General features: G+C 57.8%; 16 protein-coding genes and 1 pseudogene. 12 read left to right on the top strand and 5 right to left on the bottom strand.

Going from position 1 to position 21,712, the window contains the following annotated elements; all coding sequences use genetic code 11:
- Window position 1 precedes the first annotated feature (1 nt).
- From ACFSOZ_RS11980 to ACFSOZ_RS38735, 3 genes are all read left to right on the top strand, one after another.
- Window positions 2-766, top strand: coding sequence for a competence protein CoiA (locus ACFSOZ_RS11980; protein ID WP_379097669.1), 765 nt, complete (start codon window positions 2-4; stop codon window positions 764-766).
- A 606-nt stretch (window positions 767-1,372) separates the two neighbouring features.
- Complete coding sequence (locus ACFSOZ_RS11975; RefSeq protein WP_379097666.1) at window positions 1,373-3,580, top strand: KAP family P-loop NTPase fold protein; 2,208 nt, start codon at window positions 1,373-1,375, stop codon at window positions 3,578-3,580.
- A gap of 111 nt (window positions 3,581-3,691) precedes the next feature.
- Window positions 3,692-4,048 (top strand): hypothetical protein, encoded by a 357-nt coding sequence (locus ACFSOZ_RS38735; protein WP_465264459.1) that lies wholly within the window; start codon window positions 3,692-3,694, stop codon window positions 4,046-4,048.
- A 163-nt stretch (window positions 4,049-4,211) separates the two neighbouring features.
- Here ACFSOZ_RS38735 and ACFSOZ_RS11965 read toward each other — a convergent pair whose 3' ends face one another.
- Window positions 4,212-5,126 carry an ArdC family protein gene (locus tag ACFSOZ_RS11965; RefSeq protein ID WP_379097661.1) on the bottom strand — a complete coding sequence of 305 codons (915 nt, stop codon included), beginning with the start codon at window positions 5,124-5,126 and terminating at the stop codon, window positions 4,212-4,214.
- Between the two features lie 610 nt (window positions 5,127-5,736).
- On the opposite strand from ACFSOZ_RS11965, the gene ACFSOZ_RS11960 reads away from it, so the two are divergent.
- The 9 genes and pseudogenes from ACFSOZ_RS11960 to ACFSOZ_RS11925 all read left to right on the top strand — a co-directional run bounded on the left by ACFSOZ_RS11960 (window position 5,737) and on the right by ACFSOZ_RS11925 (window position 16,107).
- The gene (locus tag ACFSOZ_RS11960; protein ID WP_379097658.1) at window positions 5,737-6,906 is read left to right on the top strand and encodes an ImmA/IrrE family metallo-endopeptidase; all 1,170 of its coding nucleotides are present in this window, start codon (window positions 5,737-5,739) and stop codon (window positions 6,904-6,906) included.
- Between the two features lie 6 nt (window positions 6,907-6,912).
- Window positions 6,913-7,377 (top strand): DUF4411 family protein, encoded by a 465-nt coding sequence (locus ACFSOZ_RS11955; protein ID WP_379097655.1) that lies wholly within the window; start codon window positions 6,913-6,915, stop codon window positions 7,375-7,377.
- 1,348 nt (window positions 7,378-8,725) lie between these two features.
- Window positions 8,726-9,868, top strand: a pseudogene (locus tag ACFSOZ_RS11950) (IS701 family transposase); the annotation flags it as partial.
- Window positions 9,869-10,287: 419 nt separating this feature from the next.
- Complete coding sequence (locus ACFSOZ_RS11945; RefSeq protein ID WP_379097650.1) at window positions 10,288-10,806, top strand: Ros/MucR family transcriptional regulator; 519 nt, start codon at window positions 10,288-10,290, stop codon at window positions 10,804-10,806.
- Between the two features lie 66 nt (window positions 10,807-10,872).
- The gene (locus ACFSOZ_RS38730) at window positions 10,873-11,235 is read left to right on the top strand and encodes a sunset domain-containing protein (protein ID WP_465264458.1); all 363 of its coding nucleotides are present in this window, start codon (window positions 10,873-10,875) and stop codon (window positions 11,233-11,235) included.
- A gap of 789 nt (window positions 11,236-12,024) precedes the next feature.
- Entirely contained in the window at window positions 12,025-13,077 is a 1,053-nt protein-coding gene (locus ACFSOZ_RS11940) for an ABC transporter substrate-binding protein (RefSeq protein WP_379098181.1), read from the top strand.
- Between the two features lie 31 nt (window positions 13,078-13,108).
- Entirely contained in the window at window positions 13,109-13,990 is an 882-nt protein-coding gene (locus tag ACFSOZ_RS11935; RefSeq protein WP_095204548.1) for an ABC transporter permease, read from the top strand.
- Window positions 13,966-14,712, top strand: a complete 747-nt coding sequence (locus ACFSOZ_RS11930) for an ABC transporter ATP-binding protein (RefSeq protein ID WP_379097647.1) — start codon at window positions 13,966-13,968, stop codon at window positions 14,710-14,712. The genes ACFSOZ_RS11935 and ACFSOZ_RS11930 overlap by 25 nt, the downstream gene beginning before the upstream one ends.
- 48 nt (window positions 14,713-14,760) lie before the next feature.
- Window positions 14,761-16,107: an LLM class flavin-dependent oxidoreductase gene (locus ACFSOZ_RS11925; RefSeq protein ID WP_379097644.1), complete on the top strand. Its 1,347-nt coding sequence runs from the start codon at window positions 14,761-14,763 to the stop codon at window positions 16,105-16,107.
- A gap of 429 nt (window positions 16,108-16,536) precedes the next feature.
- Here ACFSOZ_RS11925 and ACFSOZ_RS11920 read toward each other — a convergent pair whose 3' ends face one another.
- From ACFSOZ_RS11920 to ACFSOZ_RS11905, 4 genes are all read right to left on the bottom strand, one after another.
- The gene (locus ACFSOZ_RS11920) at window positions 16,537-16,773 is read right to left on the bottom strand and encodes a hypothetical protein (RefSeq protein WP_143748446.1); all 237 of its coding nucleotides are present in this window, start codon (window positions 16,771-16,773) and stop codon (window positions 16,537-16,539) included.
- Between the two features lie 74 nt (window positions 16,774-16,847).
- Entirely contained in the window at window positions 16,848-18,161 is a 1,314-nt protein-coding gene (locus ACFSOZ_RS11915; protein WP_379097641.1) for an O-antigen ligase family protein, read from the bottom strand.
- The gene (locus tag ACFSOZ_RS11910) at window positions 18,158-19,297 is read right to left on the bottom strand and encodes a tetratricopeptide repeat protein (protein WP_379097638.1); all 1,140 of its coding nucleotides are present in this window, start codon (window positions 19,295-19,297) and stop codon (window positions 18,158-18,160) included. The genes ACFSOZ_RS11915 and ACFSOZ_RS11910 overlap by 4 nt, the downstream gene beginning before the upstream one ends.
- Window positions 19,298-19,304: 7 nt before the next feature.
- Window positions 19,305-21,680 (bottom strand): GumC family protein, encoded by a 2,376-nt coding sequence (locus tag ACFSOZ_RS11905; RefSeq protein WP_379097636.1) that lies wholly within the window; start codon window positions 21,678-21,680, stop codon window positions 19,305-19,307.
- Window positions 21,681-21,712 lie beyond the last annotated feature (32 nt).

Genomic DNA, 21,712 nt, shown 5'->3' with positions numbered 1-21,712 from the left:
CATGCTCTATGCTTGGGTCGGCGACCAGAAACGGGCGCCCATCGCAAAGGGAGAACGCACGACCTGCCGTGACTGCGGCGGCTTGCTCACCGCCGTCATGCCGGTCGAGAACATACCACACTGGCGCCACAAGGCGGGCGATTGCGATCCCTGGAGCGAGCCAGAGGGGGCCTGGCACCTCGGCTGGAAAGAACTCTTCGACATATCGTGTCGGGAGATCGGTTTGCGCGATCCGGTGACCGGGGAGCTTCATCGTGCTGACGTCTTGGTTGGTAGCGCCACCCCTATGGCCACCGTACTGGAGTTGCAGCACTCTTCGATCAGCGAGGACGAACGTATCGCGCGGGAGTCCTTCTACCGGCGCGGGCATAGGATGTTCTGGCTGGTCCACGTCCACAGCGAAAGCTCGTTCCTGGGGACTTACTTCGGCATGTCGCTCGATTTCAAATCTCACGTCGTCAATCTCGACGGCAAGGAATTCGCGATCATGCGGTGGATGGGACCAAACAAACAGTTCATTGAGAAGTGGAAGCGCGCCGCTGCCCACGTCTTCTTCAATGCGGGGCCGTACATCTTCTACCTCGCAGGCCCGGCGGCAACATCCCGCCTGGGGGGGCCCGTTGAGGCGTGGCGAATTTGCCCTTTGCGAGCTAACTCGCGACGAGTTTCTGCGAGCCGTGAAAGGCGAAGATCTTCGATCAGCGTAGCGCTGGTCAGAGCTCCGAAGGAAATACGTGATCGATCTATGAAGAGCACCTGCCGGTGACTGCGTCTTCAACCAAAACTGTCCAGTTACATGAAAGTTACATGAACTTGGCTAGCATCATAATTCTTCATTTAACTATTTGAAAAACCTGGTGCCGGCAGAGAGGATCGAACTCCCGACCTTCGGTTTACAAAAACAGCCACAGGCTAATATTACCGTAACACAAAAAAATATCATCATTCGTCATATCGTCATTTCTTGACATATACAGGCCCAAGGCCTCCGCTGGCCTGAAAGCAAGCTGCTGTTTCCCGTCACATACCGACCAGACCCAGCCCCGCGATAACTTTCGCAAGGGGCTCGAGCGGTTCAAGGCCCTACCCGGCGAGCCGGCTTATTTCCAGCTCTACGACCTCAAGCGGATTGCGATCTCGTTGATGCTGACTGGCCAAGGGGTGTCGCACGAGGCTATTTCCCATTACGTCGACCACAAGGGGAACCACGAAACGACCATGATCTACGACCTTGGCCTTGTCGATCCTCTGCGACCGGTCACCGAACGACTTGGCCCCTGCTCGGCGTATAGCACAGCGCGTCAATACACTGGCTCCTTTGATACCCAATGAAGTAAACCGACGATCTCCAAAATATCAGGACTTACGCCCCATGGAACTCACAGAAAATTATGCAGTACGAGGTGACCGCGCTTTGGGCGCAGGCGACGAGGATAAACTTGGGTTCCGCGAGGTAGCAAAGCGTATTGCCACGTCCTTGGTTGATCGAGCATCCGAGGACGGATTGGTTGTCGGGCTTGAAGGCGCCTGGGGGTCTGGAAAGTCGAGCTTACTGTTTTTGGTGGGGGACGAGCTCAGCAAATTACCTCTCGCGACCCGGCCAACAGTCATCCACTTCCGGCCTTGGCTGATTGGCAATCGAGACGCCCTTATCACCAGCCTCTTTACCGAGCTCTCCAACCAATTGGATCAGGTCGCCCTCGCGGCCGGGGACGCCACGCGGATTTCAATCACAAAGGCCAAAAAGGCTGGCAAAGCGCTTCGAAGCTTTATGTCCGCACTGAGCAAAGCGGGGGAAATGGTTGAGGTAGCAGGGGACGTCGCGGGGATTGGTGCGGTCAAATATGCCGGAAAGGGCCTGAAAGCCGCGGGGGGAATGGCCGGGACCAATGCTCCTCCCCAGTTGGCGGATCTCAAAGACCAACTCGTCACATCGTTGCGCGAGCTTGGTCACCGCTTCGTAGTCACTATCGATGACGTGGATCGACTGGAGCCGGGAGAAATTATGGAAATCCTGCGCCTGGTAAGGTCGGTCGTCGACCTGCCAAATGTCATCTATGTGCTCTGCTACGACAGTGAGGTGTTAGCACATAGCATTCAAGCGGCCGCTAGCGTTCAGAACGGTCGAGCTTTTCTTGAGAAGATCATTCAGCTAACGGTGATGGTGCCCAAGCCAGAAGCTTTCCAATTGCGCCAGTGGTTCGCTGAGGCATTACGGCAAATAGGCGTAGCCAAGGACGAGGACGAGCGAGAGCGGCTGCGCGAGGTAATCGATCACGAAGGCGGCCGACAATTGCGGACCCCCAGATCTGTGGTTCGGGCATTAGATTCAATTCGCTTTTTCTGGCCCCCTCTCCGGGAAATTAGCGCCGATTTGGCGGACCTCGTCTGGCTGCATCTGATCAAAGATGGCAATCCAGCGCTGTATCGATGGATCGAAGAGTACTGTGGCACGGCGGCCGCCCTGTCATTGGGAACGGCCCGGGTGGATGAAGCGGAGAAGAGCCAGCAATCGGCTGCAGTTGAGGCCGCAGCCGGCGAACACGTATTCGACAACGATCTCTATCGGCATTCTTTCTCGGCACAGCTTGCTGGTGTTACCCCGAACTTCTCAAAAAGCGGACCTGTATTCCAGCTTTTCGAAAGGGTTGATGACCGAACGAGGGATGAGGCAATTCAAAGTCGGCGCTTAGCGAGCCCGGACCACTACAGGCTCTACTTTGCGATGGCCACGCCATCTCATGCACTGAGACAAAGTGATTTCAATGCCTTATGGGACGCCCTGGCAACTGGTCCCGATCAAACGGCAACCGTGCTCTTATCGTTCCAACGCCAAGATGTGGCCGGAACACTTACCAAAACTGACTTGATGATAGAGCGGATAAAAGGCGGCGCCTACGAACTCCTGAACGCGAAGCAGTGTCGAAACCTTCTTATGGCATTGGCTAACAGCATGGACGAGGCATATCGTCTTCGTCCCTTCGACGGGTTTGCCTTCAGTTCCCTCTGGGACAGGACGCTTCCACTGGTAGGCTTGCTTTTGGCACGGCTAAAGCCGGCTCAACGCAGTATCGCAACCCGTGACATGTTCGCAAAGGGTGCTGCAATCGGGTGGCTTACGTTTGTGTTTCGGCATGAGATCTTTGCTCACGGCCGGTTCGGAGATCGAAGCCGTCACGAGGGCGAGTGGGTGTTGGCTTCGGAGCTGCAATTGGATGACGCAATCCGCATCACGCTATCGAGGTATAATGCGATGACTCTAAAAGACATTCAGCAATGTCCTCGCCCGCTAAGCCTCCTCTTCGCCTGGCAGCAAGCCGGCGATGAGGAAGGTCCGCGCCGACTGTTGGGCGCTCACAGCAAATCTGACGAGGGGCTTTTGCAAACCCTTGAGGGACTCACCTCTCAAATCAACAGCAGTGACCGAGGAATCTTCACCGTGCTCTCAAGACAGAATATTGAGCCGTTTCTTGATTACGAAGATGCGACGCGGCGTGTAAAGGCGCTAACGAAGAAAGCTAAACTCAAGGAGGCTGCTACTAAGATCATGACGCTTATCGCCGAGGGGAAGCGGTACTGAGCCTTTTTAACAGATGACCTTGTCACAAGGCGCTTGACGTCATTTTTTGGTGTGACGCAATGAACCGCTGCCGGTCTCCGGTCGTCAATCCCATCAAAGAAAGTCAGGCCCATGGAAGCCTTGCAGGCGGTCGTGCTGTCGAGCGCGCAACTGCGCGAAATGTTGATGGATGCGGCAAAGCTGGGAGCAGAGCTAGCCGTCCAGGCACTCCGGTCGCCCGACCGCAATCGGCGCGGCATGGCCTGTAGCCTTGGGCGTCGCGCATCTTTTCTTCTCGTGGTAGACGCGTTCGCAACCGGCCGCCATCAGGCGGTCAAGCTGGTCCCCAAGGTCTTGGCCGTCGGTCGAGACGCGCGCGTAACCGTTTTCATTCACATGCGCCTCCCTGCTGCTTCAAAACTCGCGAGATTTGCAACATCTCTACCGCGATATTTTTCTGCGCAAAAAAGCCAATTCCACGTTCGTTAGCGCGAGCTTATGTTTGAGCTCAAATCTCGTGACAGCTGAGCCTGCTTCGTCGCGAGCCATTCGTCGCCCCACAAACGGCGGGCGACTAGGCGACAGCGAACTGGTGCGATCTGGGCTGACCGCCATGGGCTTGTTAGATAGAGGAACTGGAAGTAGCCGCCGCTCACGCGGCGGCTACTTCGGAGGCGCTGGTACGCGACAGATAGTCTGCGGCGCGCTGCGCGTGCGCGGCGGCGGCGAAGATCGCTCGCTTGTCGTCCTTCAGCACGGACAGCCAGTGGCCGATATAGGCGGCATGGTCGTCCCGATCCTCGAGGCGCAGCCCCAGGTCGGCGCACAGGAACGCGGCACCCAGCTCGGCGACCAGCTCCTCGCGGGCATAGCCGTCGTCTCCGAAGCGCTTTCGACCGAAATCACGGTCAAGGCGCGTAGCGTGCCGGGTCCAATGCGTGGACTCGTGGGCAAGCGTGGCGTAGTAGGCCTGCGCATCCCGGAAGGCGGTGAAGGCTGGCATTTGGATAACGTCGAGAGCCGGACTGTAATAGGCGCAGTCACCTCCATGACGGATGTCGGCGCGCGTCGCAGCAAAGAAGGCTTCGGCGTGAGCGATGCGCTCATCCGGGTTCCGGACGCTTTCGGCACGGGCATAGTAGTGAGCCGGCAGCCCGTCGACCTGCTCGACATTGAAGACCGTGTAGGCCTTTAGGAACGGGATGAAGCGCTCGGCCTCATCGCCGGTGGCCTCGTCGGTCTCGGTGCGCCGCATGGTGTCGGCATACACCACGGGAGAGCCCTTCTCGCCCTTGCGGACACGGCCGCCCAGCTCGATGGCCTGCTTGAAGGTGATCCAGATCGGCGCGGCGTAATGCGCGGTCATCGCGGACGCCCAGAGCGTCAGGACGTTGATGCCGGCATAGGGCTGGCCGTTATGGCGAAGCGGCCGGGAGACGTGGCCGGCGGCATGGGCGGCGCTCCAAGGCTGCGTCCAGGGTTTCACGCCCTGCTCAAGGGCTTCGATGATCTGGTTGGTGATGCGGCTGTAGACATCCTGCCGCGGGGTTTCGTTGGTGTCCGACATGACCTTGCTCCTTTTGCGTTGGGTTTTTCTCAAGACGCGGAGAAGCTGGGTCGGGCGATTGAGCCGGCCGGTCAGGCCCTAACACGGTCCCGCCCGGGCGGGAGTGGTGCGGGCGGGGTTTGACCGGGCGGCGCGCCCGGCCGAAAGATCGCGGCAAATATTGAGGAAAGCGCGCCGCAATGAGCATGGACGGAACGCCGGAAAGCCAAACCGCGCGGCATCGGCGAAAGTCGACAGGAAGCGACCCTGCAAGGGCAGGCAGCACGCGAGTCAACGCAAATGGACGGCGCTGTGCGGGATCAACTTTGCCGCGGCCCTTTTTAAGGTACGGGGCCAGGGCTGGCCTGTGCGACTGGGAAAACAACGAGATCCGGGCGAGAGCACCACGACCGGGCTCGCGTCAGTTGCACCCCGATACGAGGATCACCGGAGAGAAGATCGCATGGGGCGGGAGAACGCCAAAAACGGTCCCGTGGCCTTCCGCCACGCCTAGCACTTGCGACGTCCTTTCGAGTATGACCGGGATGCAACGCCACCACTATCCAACGGCGTTAACTGGAACAAGAGGTGCGGGGGCCATGTTGACAGCTGTGATAGAGTAGGCGCGACCATGACCAAAAGCACCCTAGCCTATATCAATCCGGCCATCCTGCGATGGGTCCGGGAACAGGCCCGCCTCAGCCCCGAGGCGGCGGCCGAGGGTATTGGCATATCCGCAGACAAGCTGCAGGCCTGCGAGGCCGGCGACAAGCACCTGACCTTCCCGCAGTTTCTGGCCGCGGCGAACTTCTACAAGCGCGCACCTGCAATCTTCTATCTGAATGAGCCTCCGGTCGGATTTCAGCCGATTCAGGATTTCCGGCGCCTTCGCGAGACGCCAGAGGACGCCTTCAAGTCCGGTCTGGAATGGGCGATCCGGCAGGCCAGGGAGAGACGTGAATTGGCGCTCGAGCTCCGCAATGATTTGGGCGAGCCGGTTCAGCCGTTCAAACTGCAGGCCGCCGTCAAAGACAACGTAGAGACCGTTGGGGCGGCGATCCGGACCTACCTTGGCATCAAGCAGGTCGACCAGCAGACCTGGCGCGCCAAGGCTTTCGATAACTGGCGCACTGCCATTGAAACCAAGGATGTGCTGGTCTTCATGGTGCCGCGCTTGGCATTGACCGAAATGCGGGGCGTAGCGGTCGCAGAACCCAAACTGCCGATCATCCTGATCAATTCCAAGGATCGCACCAACGGGCGCACTTTCACCCTATTGCACGAATTCTGCCATCTGGTCGTCAGGGCCAGCGGTATCAGCGGTCTCGATTTCGTCGCACCCGAGCCCGCCGGCGCCGTCGTAGAGCAATTCTGCAACGCGGTCGCCGGCGCCGCTCTGGTTCCGAGCGACTGGTTGCTAAGCGAGCATTTGGTACGCACCAAGGGCCAGGTGAAGACTTGGGACGACGACGAGCTGGCCGCGCTGGCCGGCCGGTTCGGCGTCAGCCGCGAAGTCATTTTGCGCCGTTTGCTGGGCCTCGGCCGCACCACACAGGCATTCTATGAAAGCCGCCGTGCGAGCTTCCAAGCCGAGTATGATGCCTTGGCCGAGAAAAAGAGTAGCGGAGGTCCCGAGCGTCATCTGGTCGTGCTCAGCCAGCTAGGTCGTAGCTTCACTCGCTTGGTGTTGCAGGGCTACTACGATCGCCAGTTGACGCTGCGCGACGTTGCAAGCCACCTCAATATGCAGGTGACTGCCGTTCCGAACATCGAACGCGCCGCCTTCGGCCTTGCAGGGTAGCGCTACGTGGCGACGATTTATTGCATCGACACATCGGCCCTGATCGCCGCCTGGTACGAACGTTACAAGCCCAAGCGCTTCCCGAGATTGTGGGACGAGTTTGACAAGCTGATCGGTCAGGGCCGCCTGGTTTCGTCCCTTCTGGTCCAGGCCGAATGCGAGAAACGCTCCCCGGAGCTGCATGAGTGGCTGAAAGAGCGCGCGGACATGTTTGTCGCACCCGACCAGGCGATCCAGCAGCGCGTCCAGCATGTGCTGAACACCTACAAAGGCCTGGTCGCCGCCGGCAAAGAGAAATTTGCCGCCGATAGCTTTGTCATTGCCACGTCCGAGGTGTTGGGCCACACGCTCGTCACCGAGGAAACCGGCGTGGACAGCTTACGCAAGATCCCCGGCGTCTGTAACGCCATGAAAATACCCTGCATCAACCTGATGCAGCTGTTCGACGCAGAAGACTGGACCGTCGGTTAGCCGGAATGCCTTGGGGCCGGCTAAGCTGTCTGAGAGAGATAACTCCCTCTATGGAAAGCTCTCCAAGTTCCCGTCGACATTGCGAAGGCGCGATCCCTCCCCCGCGAAATTCGCAGGACGGGCAGCATACCTTCCCAATTGCTTCGTATCCTGCAGGGCGATGAACCTCATGGCCGACGTTCGCCGCTCGTGATTGAACCTGTGCCAAGCGGCGCGAAGAAGCACGTCCACCTCATCTTGTACCTGCCGACGCGAAACGTTGGCATTAAAGACTCGCAGATATGATACCGCTCATCCGGCGCGGCCTGGACGCGGTCCCTTGGGACAAACCACTCTCCCGTCGGCGGGTCATTCCGAGAGTAAGGTTCGGGTTGTTTGACGTAGTAGCCATCCTTAGTAGGTCTGACGTCGCTGGAATCGATTGGATGGCAATCTCGATTGCCGCAGCACTTAAAATGAAGAACAGGGTCAGTCTTGTCTTTATACCAATCGTGGGCGTTGGCATCGCTGGCCAAGACAAGCCACACCAATGCAATGCCCCTGTGCGACTTCCCCATGGCGTGCCCCCTGCAAAAGTCTGTGGGGCAAAGAGTTGGTCAATCTTGGCCTGGGGCGAGCCCGATTCCTGTTCTCTTGCATCTTGTGGGCGATGCTCACCCGTTGACCAGCATACGCCGTCGCAAGCGTGAGCCTCTCGAAAAGGTCTCCCTTACGTTGACCATAAATCTTCGCAATCCACGCACTATCAACCCCGGCCATCCCAGATGTCTTTATCTTCATCTCGAAAGTACTCTTCTGCAACCGCCTGATGCAGGTGAACAGATATCGACTGTGCTGAGATGCAGACAATTTCACGCCATGTTGTCACTTCAGCGCCCAAGGGACTCCCTTGCGTACTGTGAAATAGCACTGACAAACGCGATCATTTAGCACCTCATGCGCGCATACATGAAGTACGGAATGACGATCAGTGCTGCAAAATAAGGTTTCCACCTTCTACTTCGTCTATTTACTTCTTCGCAATCGGCTGCTTATCCGCTGCGATCCAACGCTTATTAAACATATCTAATTTTATTGCCCGAGCCTTGAAGCCATTCGCTCGTTTATCCTTCACAGCGATACTTGCATTTTTTGCTGCGTCGGTGTTATGGCAATCACGGGTTGTTAAGTCAAGTTTGTCCTGAACAAGAGAATGTGAGAGTGGAGAGGCACCCAAATTGTCGCCACGGCATTACTATTATCGGTAAAAAACAACGAAGAGCTGGGCTAGTATTACAATTGCGTTTCACATGTCAATTAGTTATTTTTTTCGATTTTGTGCCGGGCGGCCAAGGGGGAGGTATTGAGAATGGTTGAATCGATTGAAATGACACTGGCGATATGGGCCTCGGCACTACGCGAGGTGAAGTCCCTGATTAGGGGGCTTTTCCCTCAGGAACGTGTGGCGACTTCGGCCGGACTGTTCCTTGAAGGCCTGCTCCGGGACGAGCATCGCAAGACCGGCTGGATGCGCGCCGAGGCTGCGGGCGACCCCGGGCCATGGCGCCAACAGGCCATTCTGGGGAGGGTCAAATGGGATGCGGACGCTTTGCGCGACATCGTGCGCGAATACGCGCTCAAAACGCTGGCCGACAACGAAGCCGTCCTCGTGATCGACGAGACGGGGTTCATCAAGCAGGGCAAGACGTCCTGCGGGGTTGCGCGGCAGGTCAACGTCTCGACGGGCAAGATGGCCAACTGCCAGATCGGCGTGTTCGCGGCCTATGTATCCCGGCACGGGCAAGCGTTTATTGATCGCGCGCTGTATCTTCCGAGAGCATGGACGGATGACCCTGCCCGCTTGGCGCAGGCCCACGTGCCTGCGGGCACGACCTTCGCAACAAAGTCCCGCCTGGCACTGGTTATGATCTCACGCGCCGTCGCTGCCGACGTACCCTTGAGCTGGGTGGCATCTGACCGCGTCTTCGGTGGCGCCGACATCGAGATGGCCCTCCGACGCTGGTACAAGGGCTATGTGCTTAGCGTTAACGCCAACCATCACTTCTTTTGCCGAAATCGCTTCCCAGAAGGGGGAACAGCCGAAGATATCGCGCGGAACCTTGATCCCTCCCTGTGGCGGAGCTTGCCCCAAGGAGAAGCCCTCCAGGGTTCTGAATCATGGGCTTACTGCTCGTTCACTGACTTGGACGTCGCGGAATATGACAAAACCCGCTCCGGGCTCTGGACTCCGGGGCTCTTGATCCGACGCGATGCGAACCGGGCTCTCAGCTACTTTTCAACATGGTCTCCAGCGGGAACCGAGATCGAAACCCTAGTCGCAGTGAACCAATGCTGCAGGATTATCGAGGAAGGCCTACGCACGGCGAAGAACGAACTGGGCCTCGACCATAACGAAACCCGTTCCTGGCACGGGTGGCATCGCCACGTCTCCCTAGTCATGCTCGCTTTCGCGATGGTGTCGACCGTGCGCCACAAGGCGAGCCTCGAGCCCTCGGGAGCGGTCGGAAGGCTCATGGTGACTAGTCGCAGATTCGAACGCTTACCGAGGCCTCCCAGGAAGCCGAATCCGGGATCGCTCGGCGCGGCGGCCGCCCTCCCATGGCTAGATCAATCGGGCGAATGTGGCCGCGAGCCCTTGCCGAGCAAAACGCAATAGTAGCGTGAGGTTTCCACGGTGAAATTGTCCGTGAAAACGAGATCCACCCGTCTTCCAAACGAGGCCCGAAGGGCAGCCGGATTCGCCTGAAACGGGAGAAATGAAGAGGTGGTCATGCGACAAAATGCCGTCATCGGTGTCAGTACCCCAGTTCGAGATATCCGACCTGAGCCAGCGCGTAGCCAAGAGCTGTCCGATGTCGGTTTTCCGGCTAGAGCGAGTAGAAAAACTATCAAGAAGCAAGGAGCATGATTATGCCTGAAGACAATACAGAACGGACAATCGCAGAAGACGTCAATACTGAACAGACAGGCGTGAATGAGGAAAATACTGAACAGACAGGCGTGAATGAGGAGGATGCTGAACAGCCAGGCGTGGATTTGTTGGGCCTTACGGCAGATATCGTCGCGGCCTTTTTCCAGAAAAACCCGATCCCGGTCGCCGATCTTCCGGACTTGATCGCTAGCGTCAATTCTGCGTTGAGGGGGATTGTACAACCGCCTGCTCCACCAGAATCTAAGCTCGTTCCGGCGGTCAATCGCAAGCGGTCCGTCTTCCCCGACTATATCATATGCTTGGAGGACGGAAAAAAATTCAAGTCTCTCAAACGGCATCTCCGAGCCAATTACGGCCTCACACCCGACGATTATAGAGCGAAATGGGGACTTGGTCCTGACTACCCGATGGTGGCGCCGAATTATGCCTCTCGGCGGTCCCTCCTTGCGAAGTCCGCGGGTCTCGGCCGCAGGCCAGCCGTCAAAACGCAAGGGTAAAGCCCCCCCGCTTGCTCGCGAGTTCTGGACTTTTTGCTTTGCCAGACGCATCCTCTCTTCGGGGAGATGGCGATGGGGAATGCGGCTCAGCCATGGCGCAAACGGCGCATACCATGGTGGCGAACGCCGAAAGGCCGGCTTGCAATCGTTCTTGCGCTGCTTGCGATCTCGTCTGCCGCCTATGTTGCGGCTGACAACCGGCCCCGGCTCCCGGCCGTTCACTCCTATGGCGCGTCATCGAGCGAGGTCGCTGCCCGCAAGGTAGGTTGTGACATCAAGGGCAACATCAATGAGCGCGGCGAGCATATTTATCACGTGCCGGGCCAGGAATATTACTTGGCCACGCGGATAAACCCTGCGCGTGGGGAACGGTGGTTCTGCTCCGAATGGGAAGCATGGTGGGCCGGCTGGCGAAAGGCTAAGGTATGAATAAGCCTGGAACATCCTTTACCGGAGAGGAAATCGCGGCCGAGTTGGAACGCCGCCGGAACGCTGAGAGCCAGATCGAACATGATCGAGCGCGGGTAGCCCAACGTCTCCGTGAGTCCCGGAACGATATGCAGTGCATTCATTGCGGGCAGGGATTTTCGAGCGTCGAATCCTCCGCCGCTGAGGTCGGACTATGCAACCATTGCCTTCATAGGGACTGACGCTGACGTCGTAGTCGAGATGAGTGAGGCCAACATGCAAAAAGAAACGCGTCTTCGTTTCCCGCCTGCTCCGGCCTAGGGACGGCTCGGCTGCCGGCCGTGAACGCTACGGATGCAATCGCGAAATCGTGCTGTTGCTGACGTTGTAGCAATGCGCGATCTCACCCTCTCGCCTCCCCGGCGGCCAGCCGCGCCAACGCCTCTCGCCGCTGCTCCTGTGGGAGCTTGGGCTTGCGACCGAACTTAACGCCCATAGCCTTGGTGTCCAAGATCGTCACGGGAATGATGCCCTCGATCTTGAGCAACTCCTCCACGCGAGGCCAGAAGGGTTCGAGCGGATCGGCACGTGTGCGCCAGTGGCTCAACCGGACACCGTAATTGTCGCCGCGCAGGCGGCGGCCCCTCCCGCCTCTGTCGAGCGACGCATGCCCTCAAATGGGCATCGGAGGCGAACAGCGTTTCCCTCCGGCGGCAAAGAACAGCATCCGATACTTTATCGTCTACAAAATTGATAGACATAATACACAGCGAAAGTAGGAAGCCATTTCCAAATTGGAGCAAGACAAGGATGTTAGCTGTGGAGAGATTTTCGAGAAGAAGGTTTGGCGCCCTCGTGGCCGCTTTTGCGGTGACCTTGGTCGCTTCTTCCCCGCCATTCGGGGCTCAGGCGGGTAGTTCGGACGCCGGTAAACTGCCGACAGAAATCCCGCAGGGCACCGTGCTTCGCATCGGCGATCCCGAGACTCAAAGGGCGCTGGAACTCTCGGGTCTGATCGATCAACTGCCGTTCAAGGTCGAATGGGCCAATATCAGCGGTGGTCCACAAACAATCGAAGCTTTTCGCGCCAATGCGCTGGACGTTGGATCGGTCGCCGACATTCCGCCCATCCACGCGACCTGGACCGGGCTCAAGGTCAAGATCATTGCCGCGAAGTTCCGCAAGGAACCGGTTGCGCACCCGATTTATCAACTCGGCATTGCACCCGGCGTCGAGGTCAGGACGCTTGCGGACTTGCGCGGCAAACGGATTGCTTTCAGCCCGGGTCAGGCGCAGGGCGCGCTGGTGCTGAGGGTGCTGCAGGCCGCCGGCCTGAAAAAGGAGGATGTCAATCTCATCGAACTGCCCAGCAACGGCGATGCCTATCCGGTGGCACTTGCCAGCAAGCAAGTCGATGTCGCGCCGATCTGGGGCGTCCTCATCAAGCACTATCTGCACCAGTATGGTGCCGACGGCGCTACCACCATCCCGCATGGCTTGCGCGACGATCCAGCCCATCTCTATGCCCCGCAGGCGGTGCTGGACGACCCGGCCAAAGCTGCCGCTCTCGGCGAGTATGTGCGCTACTGGGCACTTGCGACCCGATGGGTGCAGGAGCATCCCAAAGAGTGGATCGAAGGCTACTATGTCGCCACCCAGGGGCTCAACAGCGAAGATGGCCAGTATCTCGTCGACGCCGACGGCCAGTTCGACATCCCGCCCGACTGGAACGACGTGATCACGCGCCAGCAGGCGACGATCGATCTCCTGGCCCGGGAACTGAACAGGCCCCCGATCAAGGCCGAGGATCTTTTCGACAGGCGCTTCGAGAAGATCGCCACAAATGCGCTGAACGCGTCATGACGCCCGTTTCTCAAGACTGGAGACGACGCAGATGAACGCATTCTCACACCCCGCCGCGGTTGCGCCCACCATTGGGTATGCATCTGATGAAAGGGCGTTGATCCCGCCCGCCGTAAAGCCCCGCAAGACCGGGACGAGGCGTCGCCTGGCGCTTGGGCGTGCGATCCCGTTTGGCGCGCTGATTGGGCCCGCACTTCTTCTTGTTGTCTGGTCCATCGGCAGTGTCGCCGGCCTGATCGATCCAAGAACGCTGCCGGCGCCTTGGTCGGTTGTCGGCACCGCCGTCGATCTTATCGCAGAAGGCAAGCTTCAGGGTCATCTGATGACGTCTGCCTGGCGGGCAGCGCAGGGGCTGGTGTTCGGCGTCCTGATCGGGACCGTGCTTGCCCTCATTTCAGGGTTGTCCCGGCTTGGCGAGGCGATCATTGACGGCCCTGTTCAGATCAAGCGGGCGATACCGACGCTCGCCCTGATCCCGTTGCTGATGCTGTGGTTCGGCATCGGCGAGGGAATGAAAGTGACGACGATCGCGCTGGCTGTCCTGATCCCTATCTATATCCAGACCCACAGCAGCTTGCGCAGCATAGACAGCCGCTATGTCGAATTGGCCCAGACCCTGCGAATGGGCTATGGCGAATTCATCCGCGAGGTTATCCTGCCAGGCGCCCTGCCCGGCTTCTTCCTGGGCCTGCGTTTCGCGGTGACCTATGCCTGGCTGTCCCTGGTGGTGGTCGAACAGGTCAATGCCACGAGCGGCATCGGCTATATGATCGATCTCGCACGCAACTACGGCCAGACCGACATCGTCATCGTGGGCCTCGTCCTCTACGCGCTGCTCGGTCTCGCCTCAGACGGCATAGTCAGCTTCTTCCAGGAAAGGTCGCTGTCATGGCGTCGCACCTTGGCGGATTGAGCGGCGCGCCCGTCGTGCGGGTCGAGAGCCTTGTCAGAAGCTTCGGGCCACGAACCATTCTCGACGGGCTCAGCCTCGACATCGACAAGGGGGAGTTCGTCGCCCTTCTCGGCCGTAGCGGATCGGGCAAGAGTACGTTGCTGCGCGCCCTCGCGGATCTCGATGACAAAGTTTCCGGGTCCGGCCGGCTGGAAACGCCCGATAAGAAATCGGTGGTGTTCCAGGATGCCCGACTGTTGCCATGGAAACGAGTGCTGGAGAATGTGATGCTTGGTCTCAACCTACCGGACGCAGCCAAACGCGGACGGGCAGCTCTCGAAGAAGTTGGCCTGGGCGGCCGTGAGAACGCTTGGCCGGTCGAGCTCTCTGGTGGCGAGCAGCAGCGGGTAGCATTGGCGCGCTCGCTGGTCCGTGATCCCGAACTGCTGCTGGCGGACGAGCCGTTCGGCGCACTCGACGCGCTGACCCGCCTGCGCATGCACGATCTGCTGCGTCAGCTTTGTGCCCGTCACCAACCGGCGGTCCTATTGGTCACCCATGACGTTGACGAAGCCGTGACGCTGGCGGACCGGGTTTTGGTTCTCGACAAGGGCGGGATCGTCGCCGACATCGCAATCGATATCCCAACGCCACGCGATCATGGCGGTCGCCGGTTCGGCGAGATTCGCTCCGAACTTCTGCGTCATCTCGGCGTCGAGACGAAGCCTGTGCTGCCGGTCTGACCGGTCGAAAACCTGTCGCTCAGAGTCACCACCCAAGAGGACCCACATATGCCCGCCGCATCACGACAGTTGAAGCTCAATCTTTTCATCTATCCTGGCGGCCATCATGAAGCTGGCTGGCGCTACAAGGATTCCGCCCCTGAGAGAGTGCTGGACATCGCCTATTATCAGGAACTGGCGAAAAAGGCCGAGGCGAGCAAGTTCGACGCGCTGTTCTTTGCCGATGGGCCGGCGCTCGCCGACAACATCCGCTACGCAAGCCGCTTCAGGCTGGAGCCGCTGACTTGGATTTCGGCGCTTGCCGCCGTGACGCAACGCATCGGCTTTATCGCGACCGCCTCGACCACCTACAACGAACCCTATAATCTCGCCCGGCTGTTCGCTTCGGTCGATCATCTGAGCGGCGGCCGCGCCGGTTGGAACATCGTCACGACGGGTGATGCGTCCGCGGCGTTGAATTTCGGCTTTGACCGACATCCAACCCATGCCGACCGTTACGAGCGCGCCGGCGAATTCGTTGATGTGGTGACCAAGCTCTGGGACAGTTGGGAGGACGACGCGCTCGTCTCGGACCGGGACTCTGGAATTTTTGCCGACACTGACAAGATCCACTCAATCAATCACATCGGCAAATATCATCGGGTGAAGGGCCCGCTCACGCTTCCGCGCTCACCACAGGGCCGTCCGGTCTACGTCCAGGCGGGTTCATCGGAAGACGGACGATCATTCGCAAGTCGCTATGCCGAGGCGATATTTACAGCCCATCAGACACTCGGCAACGCGCAGGAATTTTACGCTGACATAAAAGCGCGCGTGAAGTCGGTTGGCCGCAACCCTGACCACGTCAAGGTCTTGCCTGGGATCAGTCCCTTCATCGGTTCAACCGAGGCGGAAGCTCGGGCACTGCATGACGAGTTCAACGAGCTGACGCAGCCGGAATACTCTCTTCACCAGCTACGCCGCATCGTAGACGCCGACCTTTCCGGCTACGATCTGGACGGGCCATTTCCGCGCGAGCTCATCCGCGTTGAGGGCGAGCGCGGCGCGAGCAGCCGCTTCCACGTCGTACTTGACATCATTGAGCGCGAGAATCCAACCATCCGCCAGTTGCTGCACCGCCTCGCCGGGGCGCGCGGGCATTGGGTCCAGGCCGGGACACCCGAACAGATCGCCGACAAAATCCAGGAATGGTTCGACAATGGTGCCGCGGACGGCTTCAATATCATGCCGCCCTATCTACAGGGCGGGTTCGACATATTCGCCGAGGAGGTGGTGCCGATCTTGCGCAGGCGCGGACTTTTCCGGCACGACTATGACGGGGCAACGCTACGGGACCATTTCGGTCTGCCGCGTCCGCAAAGCACATTCAGCGGACTGCAAAGGGCGACCGCCTGATGCATCATGAAGACGGAGCTCTTAAACCCGATTATTGTGGTCCATCTGTCATATTTTCCAAGGCCCCTCTACGGTAGAGTTACCAGCAACGCAGGTAAAAACGGCTCAGACCGTTACGCTCTTTACAAGAGGCAAATCTCCCGAGGGATCGTCAACATGATCCGGCGGTCGGAAGGATCCGCCGGCTGAAGGAGGTCGGTGCCAATGGAGCGGACAGGAGATGGATTGGATGATCCACGCCAGGCATCTGCACGGATTACCTCCTCAAAATGGCGAGCCGGTCACGGAATTGAGCCACCGTCGCGAGCTTTTCGAGGCAGTGGAGGCTTCGCTGTCTGCTGTCCGCAGGGCGAAGCGCGCAGCAGATGAGAACCTGCGGCGAGTGCACGGAGCGCCGGATAGCGCGTATCGAGCAGCTCGGCTCGCTCCTCATCGTCGACGATGCCATCTCGCATCTCGCAGGATTTCGTTTGTGCGCTCGTAGAGAGCCCGAATGATTGGCTGGTCGCTGATGTCGGCGTTGGTGGCAAGCCAGCTCTGGAGGAACTCAACCTCGGCTTGATTGATCAAACCGTCAGCCGCGAGGCCGCGAGCAATCCCGATCAACTCGTCGATCTGGCACGCCGCCATACGTTCGCCGCCAAGAAGATCAAAGTCTTTCCCCATGTCGCCCCTCACAGTGTCAAGTTCTGCTCTTGGAACTTGGAACTTACGTGCACCATTCACTGCCTGTGCGGCGCCTACGGAGACGCTGCAACGGGAACAAGCAGCTTGTCGCCATTGTGGTCAACTTCTACCAGTACCGGCTTTTGGTTCATGCGCTCCGTGATCCCGCGATGAAAGATGATGGCATTCATATAGGCGAAGGTCATCACGAGCGCGGCGGTGCGCAACGGGTAGTCGACCAGAGAATGCACAAGCAAGAACGCTACAGAAAGAAACGCTGCTTTCTGAAAGGAGTCCCGGCGAATTCTGGCAAACGCAAACAGAAGAAGGAATAGGTACAAAGCCATCAAGAGGGCAGCGATCACGCCGCCCTCGAAGGCAATTTCAAGATACTCGTTATGGGCATGGTTCACATACGATCTGAATATCATCCCTTCCTTTTCGTATATCTGGTAGGCCTTCTGAAAATTCCCCAAACCGACTCCGGCAACCCAATTCTCTTCTATTCCATCGATGGTCGTGCGGGCAAACTCCGCGCGTCCGAAGGCAGAATCAAGCTCCTTTGCATCGATCGTCGTCCATGCTCCTATCGTGTAGACGGAAAGCCCAACGAAGAGGGCAAATACGCTAAAGCCCCTTATACTCGAGCGAGCCGAGAGAAAGATGACGGACACCAGGGTGATGGCCAACCCGATAAGAACGCCGGCACGAGACCCTGCCGCCAAAAGGAGCAGCAGAAGTGCGATCAGACCAATCGCCCCGGAGAGGAGATGTCCACGGAACAGGCCGTAGTAGATAACGAAGGGAATGGAGACGAAAAGCAAAGCCGAAAAATGGTTTCGGTTGGCGAAAAGTCCTGCATTGATCGTGAATGGCAACAACCCCTCGATCGCGATGTTATCTGAGAGCGAATATTGAATCGCTCCTGCCAATCCGTTGCAGATTGCACCCATGAAAAAGAAGGGGAGCAGACCGTAGACTTGGTCGGAGCGCAAACGCATGACACCCAGGAAAAAAGCTGCCGATGCTACCACGTACAGCAGACACTCGATTGTTCGCCCCACCCCGACGCTGATGAACCGAGTTTCATCAGTCAGCCACGGACCACCGAGCAGCAGTCCCGGCCGCAGACCGACAAAAAGGCTTGCCGGTAGCGGAACGATTTGAAGTACAAGCAACGCCACCGTCAGGAAAAGCAGCCAGAGAACTGACCCGGGCGTCGTTTGGGTTGACGTTCGAGACAAGGCAACCGCCGCCGAGATAAATGCCACGATCTCGATCAGCGTATCGGTATACAGGCCGCTGGCCGTACCGCCACCTATCAGCAAGGACGTGAACAGGACCGAGCCGAGGAGATATTTGTCCCATTCCGACGGTCGCGCGCTCAAGGTGAGATTCTCTCAATGTTCAATTTGTGCATGACCAAGGTACCGATATAGCGAAACCGCCAACTGTCAGCTATTGCCGAGGTCTCCAACCGCAACAACTGCATGGGGCATACGTCCGGTCCAACAGAAAATCCCTGGCTTAGACTCTGACGATTGAACGTGCCCTCAGGAATGTTAAACCGCGCTATTTCGCCCGCCGAACCCACACATCTAATGGTCCAGAACAGTTCTTTGGGGAGCTTCAGGTCTCGTCCGGATGCGACCAAGGAAATTCTGTAGGAACCTGGCGGCAGCTCGATATATTGTTGGAGAGCAGTGTTCTTCACCGGCGTGTCCAAAAACCGAACCGTCGCCCCTCCCTCCCCTTCAACAGCATCCTGGGATGTCACGAACGTCACTTCGAGGCCTGACTGGTCGCGAACCTGCCAATCGAAAGGCTTCCCCCCGTACCCGGGTTCAAAGGTGCTGTTAAAGACATATCCACCCAGCTTTCGCTGGTCATCGGGAAGACTGAAGAGAAACAGCCGATAAGCCTGTTCATATTCCTTCTGCGCGATATACCCGGTGATTACGGATGACAGTTCCCCCGATTTCGGTGGCGCACCGGATCCGGCCAAGTCAAGGAGCAGCTGATTTGCAAAATCGAGCCCCGGGCGTGTTTTTCCAAGAGCGGAAAACAAGTTGGCCCGCCACGGTGCTCCCGCTGCAATTGATGCCAGCACGGCGTGATATCCGTCAGGGTTAGAAAGCATTGCCGGAAGGCCCTCGGCGACGGCCGGAAACTGATCCGGCCAGCGCCGCAGAAGTGTATCGAGCTCGTTTACAGCCTTCGACAGATCACCGATCTCGATCGAATGGCCTATGGATCTCTGGAGCGCATGGATTTCCGTTTTCGACAGCCTTCGTGCCTGATCGAAGAGCGCGTACGCGTCATCCTTCTTGCCCTGCCGGTATTCTATCTCGCCGATTAAGCTATAGAGGCGTGCATCTCCGACATTAAAGCGAAGTGCGCCTTTTGCCCTGGCGGCAAGCGCGTCAACATCAGGGGGATTGGCGGTATCGTTCAGGTCATCGGAAATTTCGCCTATCAACGCGTCGACATTCAATGGATCCAGCGCCATTGAAATGGCTGGCATATCTGTCTCAAGGAGTCGACTTAGCCCTATCGACGAAGCCACTAATACTAGAACGGATGCGACGAACCAAATGCCTGAACGTCGAAGATTTTGGGCGAGAGGGCTGGTCTGCGCCGTCATCAACTTTACCCTCAAGTTTCGGGGCACTCGTGCCATAGTTATAATATTGATAGTTCATGTACTTATAGGCATAATTGTAGTCAAACTTGTTCACCGCAAACTTCGACATTGCTGCTCCAACCACGTTGGCGCCGGCAGCACGCAGACGCTTCAGGGCTGCCTTCGCCGACTTACGGGTGACCTGCTTCGTCGAAATGACCATCAACGTACCCTCAGCCAGCCGGCTGAGAATAGGGGCATCCGACAGGCCGACGATCGGTGGAGCGTCGATTATCACCAGGTCGTACCGCTTACTGAGATTGGTCACGATCAACGCCATTTTCGGCGAAGACAGAAGATCCGCAGGATTGGGTGGAATGGTACCAGATGTCAGAACCGTCACATTGGGATATTTAGTTGACCGGAAGAGGCCAGCTATGTCTTCCTTGCGGACAGTGCTAGTCAGCAGGTTACTCAACCCGATCGTATTGTCGAGACCAAACAGTCGGTGAAGGTTCGGCTTTCGAAGATCGCCGTCGACAAGCAGCACTCTTGCTCCAAGTGCCGCGAAATCTTGACCAAGCTTGAACGCCGTCGTCGACTTGCCCTCCGCCGGCTCAGAACTCGTGACCAGAAGCGAACGCGGCGCACCTTCAGCGCCGGAGAACTGTAAAGATGTTCGAAGCGACCGATAGGCTTCGGACAGACCTGACTTATGGTCCGCGATGCTGGCAATGAGCTCGCGATCATCGACGTGGGGCAAGATACCGAGCATCGCCAGTCCGAGTTCCTTTTCGATCTGCTCGGGATTGGTAAACGTGTTGTTCAGCAGCTCGATCACATAAATAATCGAGCTGCTGATCGCCATGAAGAGAGCCAATGCAATTGCGAGATTGATGCTCAGGCGAGGAGAATAAGGCGCCGTTGGCTGCGTCGCAAAATCCACGATCGCGGCGCTCTGTGTCTTGAGCTCGGAACTGACCCCGACCTCATTCAACTTGGCAATAAGACTGTCATACTGAGACCGATTTGAGTCGACTTCACGCTTGAGGATCGTATATTTGATATTCTTATCATTGAAATCGACCTGCTGCCTTTCCATATCGACAAGTTTGGTTCTAAGGTCCGCTTCCTTGTTTTGAGCTTCCTGGAACTTGAGCCGCAGCGAATCAGTAATCGCCAGCACACCGTTGTTATAAACGCGCTGCAGTTCTCTGATCTGGGCCTGCAATTGCTGCATTTCCGGAAAACCGGGCTTCAATATGCCGAGCTTCTGCTGATACTGGCTGTTGAGATCAGCCAACTTATCACTAAGTACCTGCAGGCCCTTGCTTTCGAGCACCGGGCCAAGGCTCGCACCGCGTCCCTTGTCGATCTGATCCACAACCGATCCGGCATCGGACCGCTCCTGGGTTGCTGTCTGGAGCGCCACATTGAGGGCCTCGATGTTCGATCCGATAAGCGACTTGTCGCTACCGGTGATCGTAATGCCCGCATCCCTCGCGTAAGCGACGAGATCCTCCTCGGATTTCTGGAGCTTCTGCTTGACCTGTAAGACCTGCTCTTGGATGAATTGCCGCGCTAAATCAGACGTCGCGCTGGTTTGATCCAACCGCTGATCGATATAACTCTGTGCGACTTGGTTGGCCACGTCACTAGCATATTTCGGCTTCTGGTCCAAAAAGGTGATCGATAACAGACTTGTGTTGGTTACCAGATTAACCGTGAGATCGCTCAAAACGCGCTTGATCGCAATGGCTTCACGTTGTTCCGGAGTTTTCTCTTCGATTGAGGGAGCTTTTGAGATTCTGAATGCACGATAGAAAATATTGCTTATCGAAAAATCCGGTGTCGGAAACAGGAAGTCCGGCTTTTCGCTAAGGCCCAGTTGGAAGACAACGCGTTGCGCCAATGCTCGGCTCTTCAACTTTTCACGGGCGGTCTGAAAGGCTCGGATATCGCTGTTTTCGGAAACCACCTCGATGTCCTGGAAGACCTTCGCCGAAGGGACTAAGACCTCCAGTTGCGTCGTTGCCTGATATTTGGGTGTCTGCATCATCGTCACGACGACGCCGCCAACAAGCCCGGCTGCCATCATCATGGCGATCAGCCATCGATAGTGGACAGCGTAGAAGAGCAGCTTGAGCGGATTAAAGCCCTGATGCTGTTCAGCATCGCGGCCGTAGGGGCTATAGTTTTGGCCGCCGTCATAGTAAAGATCCGAAGACAAGGCTTGGCCATGTCCCGGACCTGCTATTTGGTGTTGCCTGCTACGATCGAGCATGGTGCGGGCGGTCCTGGTTCATAAGGAGTTGA

Origin of the sequence: Mesorhizobium newzealandense (assembly GCF_042682145.1) — a bacterium.
Lineage (GTDB): Bacteria > Pseudomonadota > Alphaproteobacteria > Rhizobiales > Rhizobiaceae > Mesorhizobium > Mesorhizobium newzealandense.
This window is presented reverse-complemented; position numbering and strand designations above follow the sequence as displayed.

What these genes read in the sequence shown, in the direction of transcription:
- ACFSOZ_RS11975 (WP_379097666.1), top strand. Translation starts at nt 1,373, where the DNA reads ATGGAACTCACAGAAAATTATGCAGTACGAGGTGACCGCGCTTTGGGC.
- ACFSOZ_RS11940 (WP_379098181.1), top strand. Translation starts at nt 12,025, where the DNA reads ATGTTAGCTGTGGAGAGATTTTCGAGAAGAAGGTTTGGCGCCCTCGTG.
- ACFSOZ_RS11945 (WP_379097650.1), top strand. Translation starts at nt 10,288, where the DNA reads ATGCCTGAAGACAATACAGAACGGACAATCGCAGAAGACGTCAATACT.
- ACFSOZ_RS38735 (WP_465264459.1), top strand. Translation starts at nt 3,692, where the DNA reads ATGGAAGCCTTGCAGGCGGTCGTGCTGTCGAGCGCGCAACTGCGCGAA.
- ACFSOZ_RS38730 (WP_465264458.1), top strand. Translation starts at nt 10,873, where the DNA reads ATGGCGATGGGGAATGCGGCTCAGCCATGGCGCAAACGGCGCATACCA.
- ACFSOZ_RS11980 (WP_379097669.1), top strand. Translation starts at nt 2, where the DNA reads ATGCTCTATGCTTGGGTCGGCGACCAGAAACGGGCGCCCATCGCAAAG.
- ACFSOZ_RS11965 (WP_379097661.1), bottom strand. Translation starts at nt 5,126, where the DNA reads ATGTCGGACACCAACGAAACCCCGCGGCAGGATGTCTACAGCCGCATC.
- ACFSOZ_RS11935 (WP_095204548.1), top strand. Translation starts at nt 13,109, where the DNA reads ATGAACGCATTCTCACACCCCGCCGCGGTTGCGCCCACCATTGGGTAT.
- ACFSOZ_RS11960 (WP_379097658.1), top strand. Translation starts at nt 5,737, where the DNA reads ATGACCAAAAGCACCCTAGCCTATATCAATCCGGCCATCCTGCGATGG.
- ACFSOZ_RS11920 (WP_143748446.1), bottom strand. Translation starts at nt 16,773, where the DNA reads ATGGGGAAAGACTTTGATCTTCTTGGCGGCGAACGTATGGCGGCGTGC.
- ACFSOZ_RS11925 (WP_379097644.1), top strand. Translation starts at nt 14,761, where the DNA reads ATGCCCGCCGCATCACGACAGTTGAAGCTCAATCTTTTCATCTATCCT.
- ACFSOZ_RS11905 (WP_379097636.1), bottom strand. Translation starts at nt 21,680, where the DNA reads ATGCTCGATCGTAGCAGGCAACACCAAATAGCAGGTCCGGGACATGGC.
- ACFSOZ_RS11910 (WP_379097638.1), bottom strand. Translation starts at nt 19,297, where the DNA reads ATGCCAGCCATTTCAATGGCGCTGGATCCATTGAATGTCGACGCGTTG.
- ACFSOZ_RS11930 (WP_379097647.1), top strand. Translation starts at nt 13,966, where the DNA reads ATGGCGTCGCACCTTGGCGGATTGAGCGGCGCGCCCGTCGTGCGGGTC.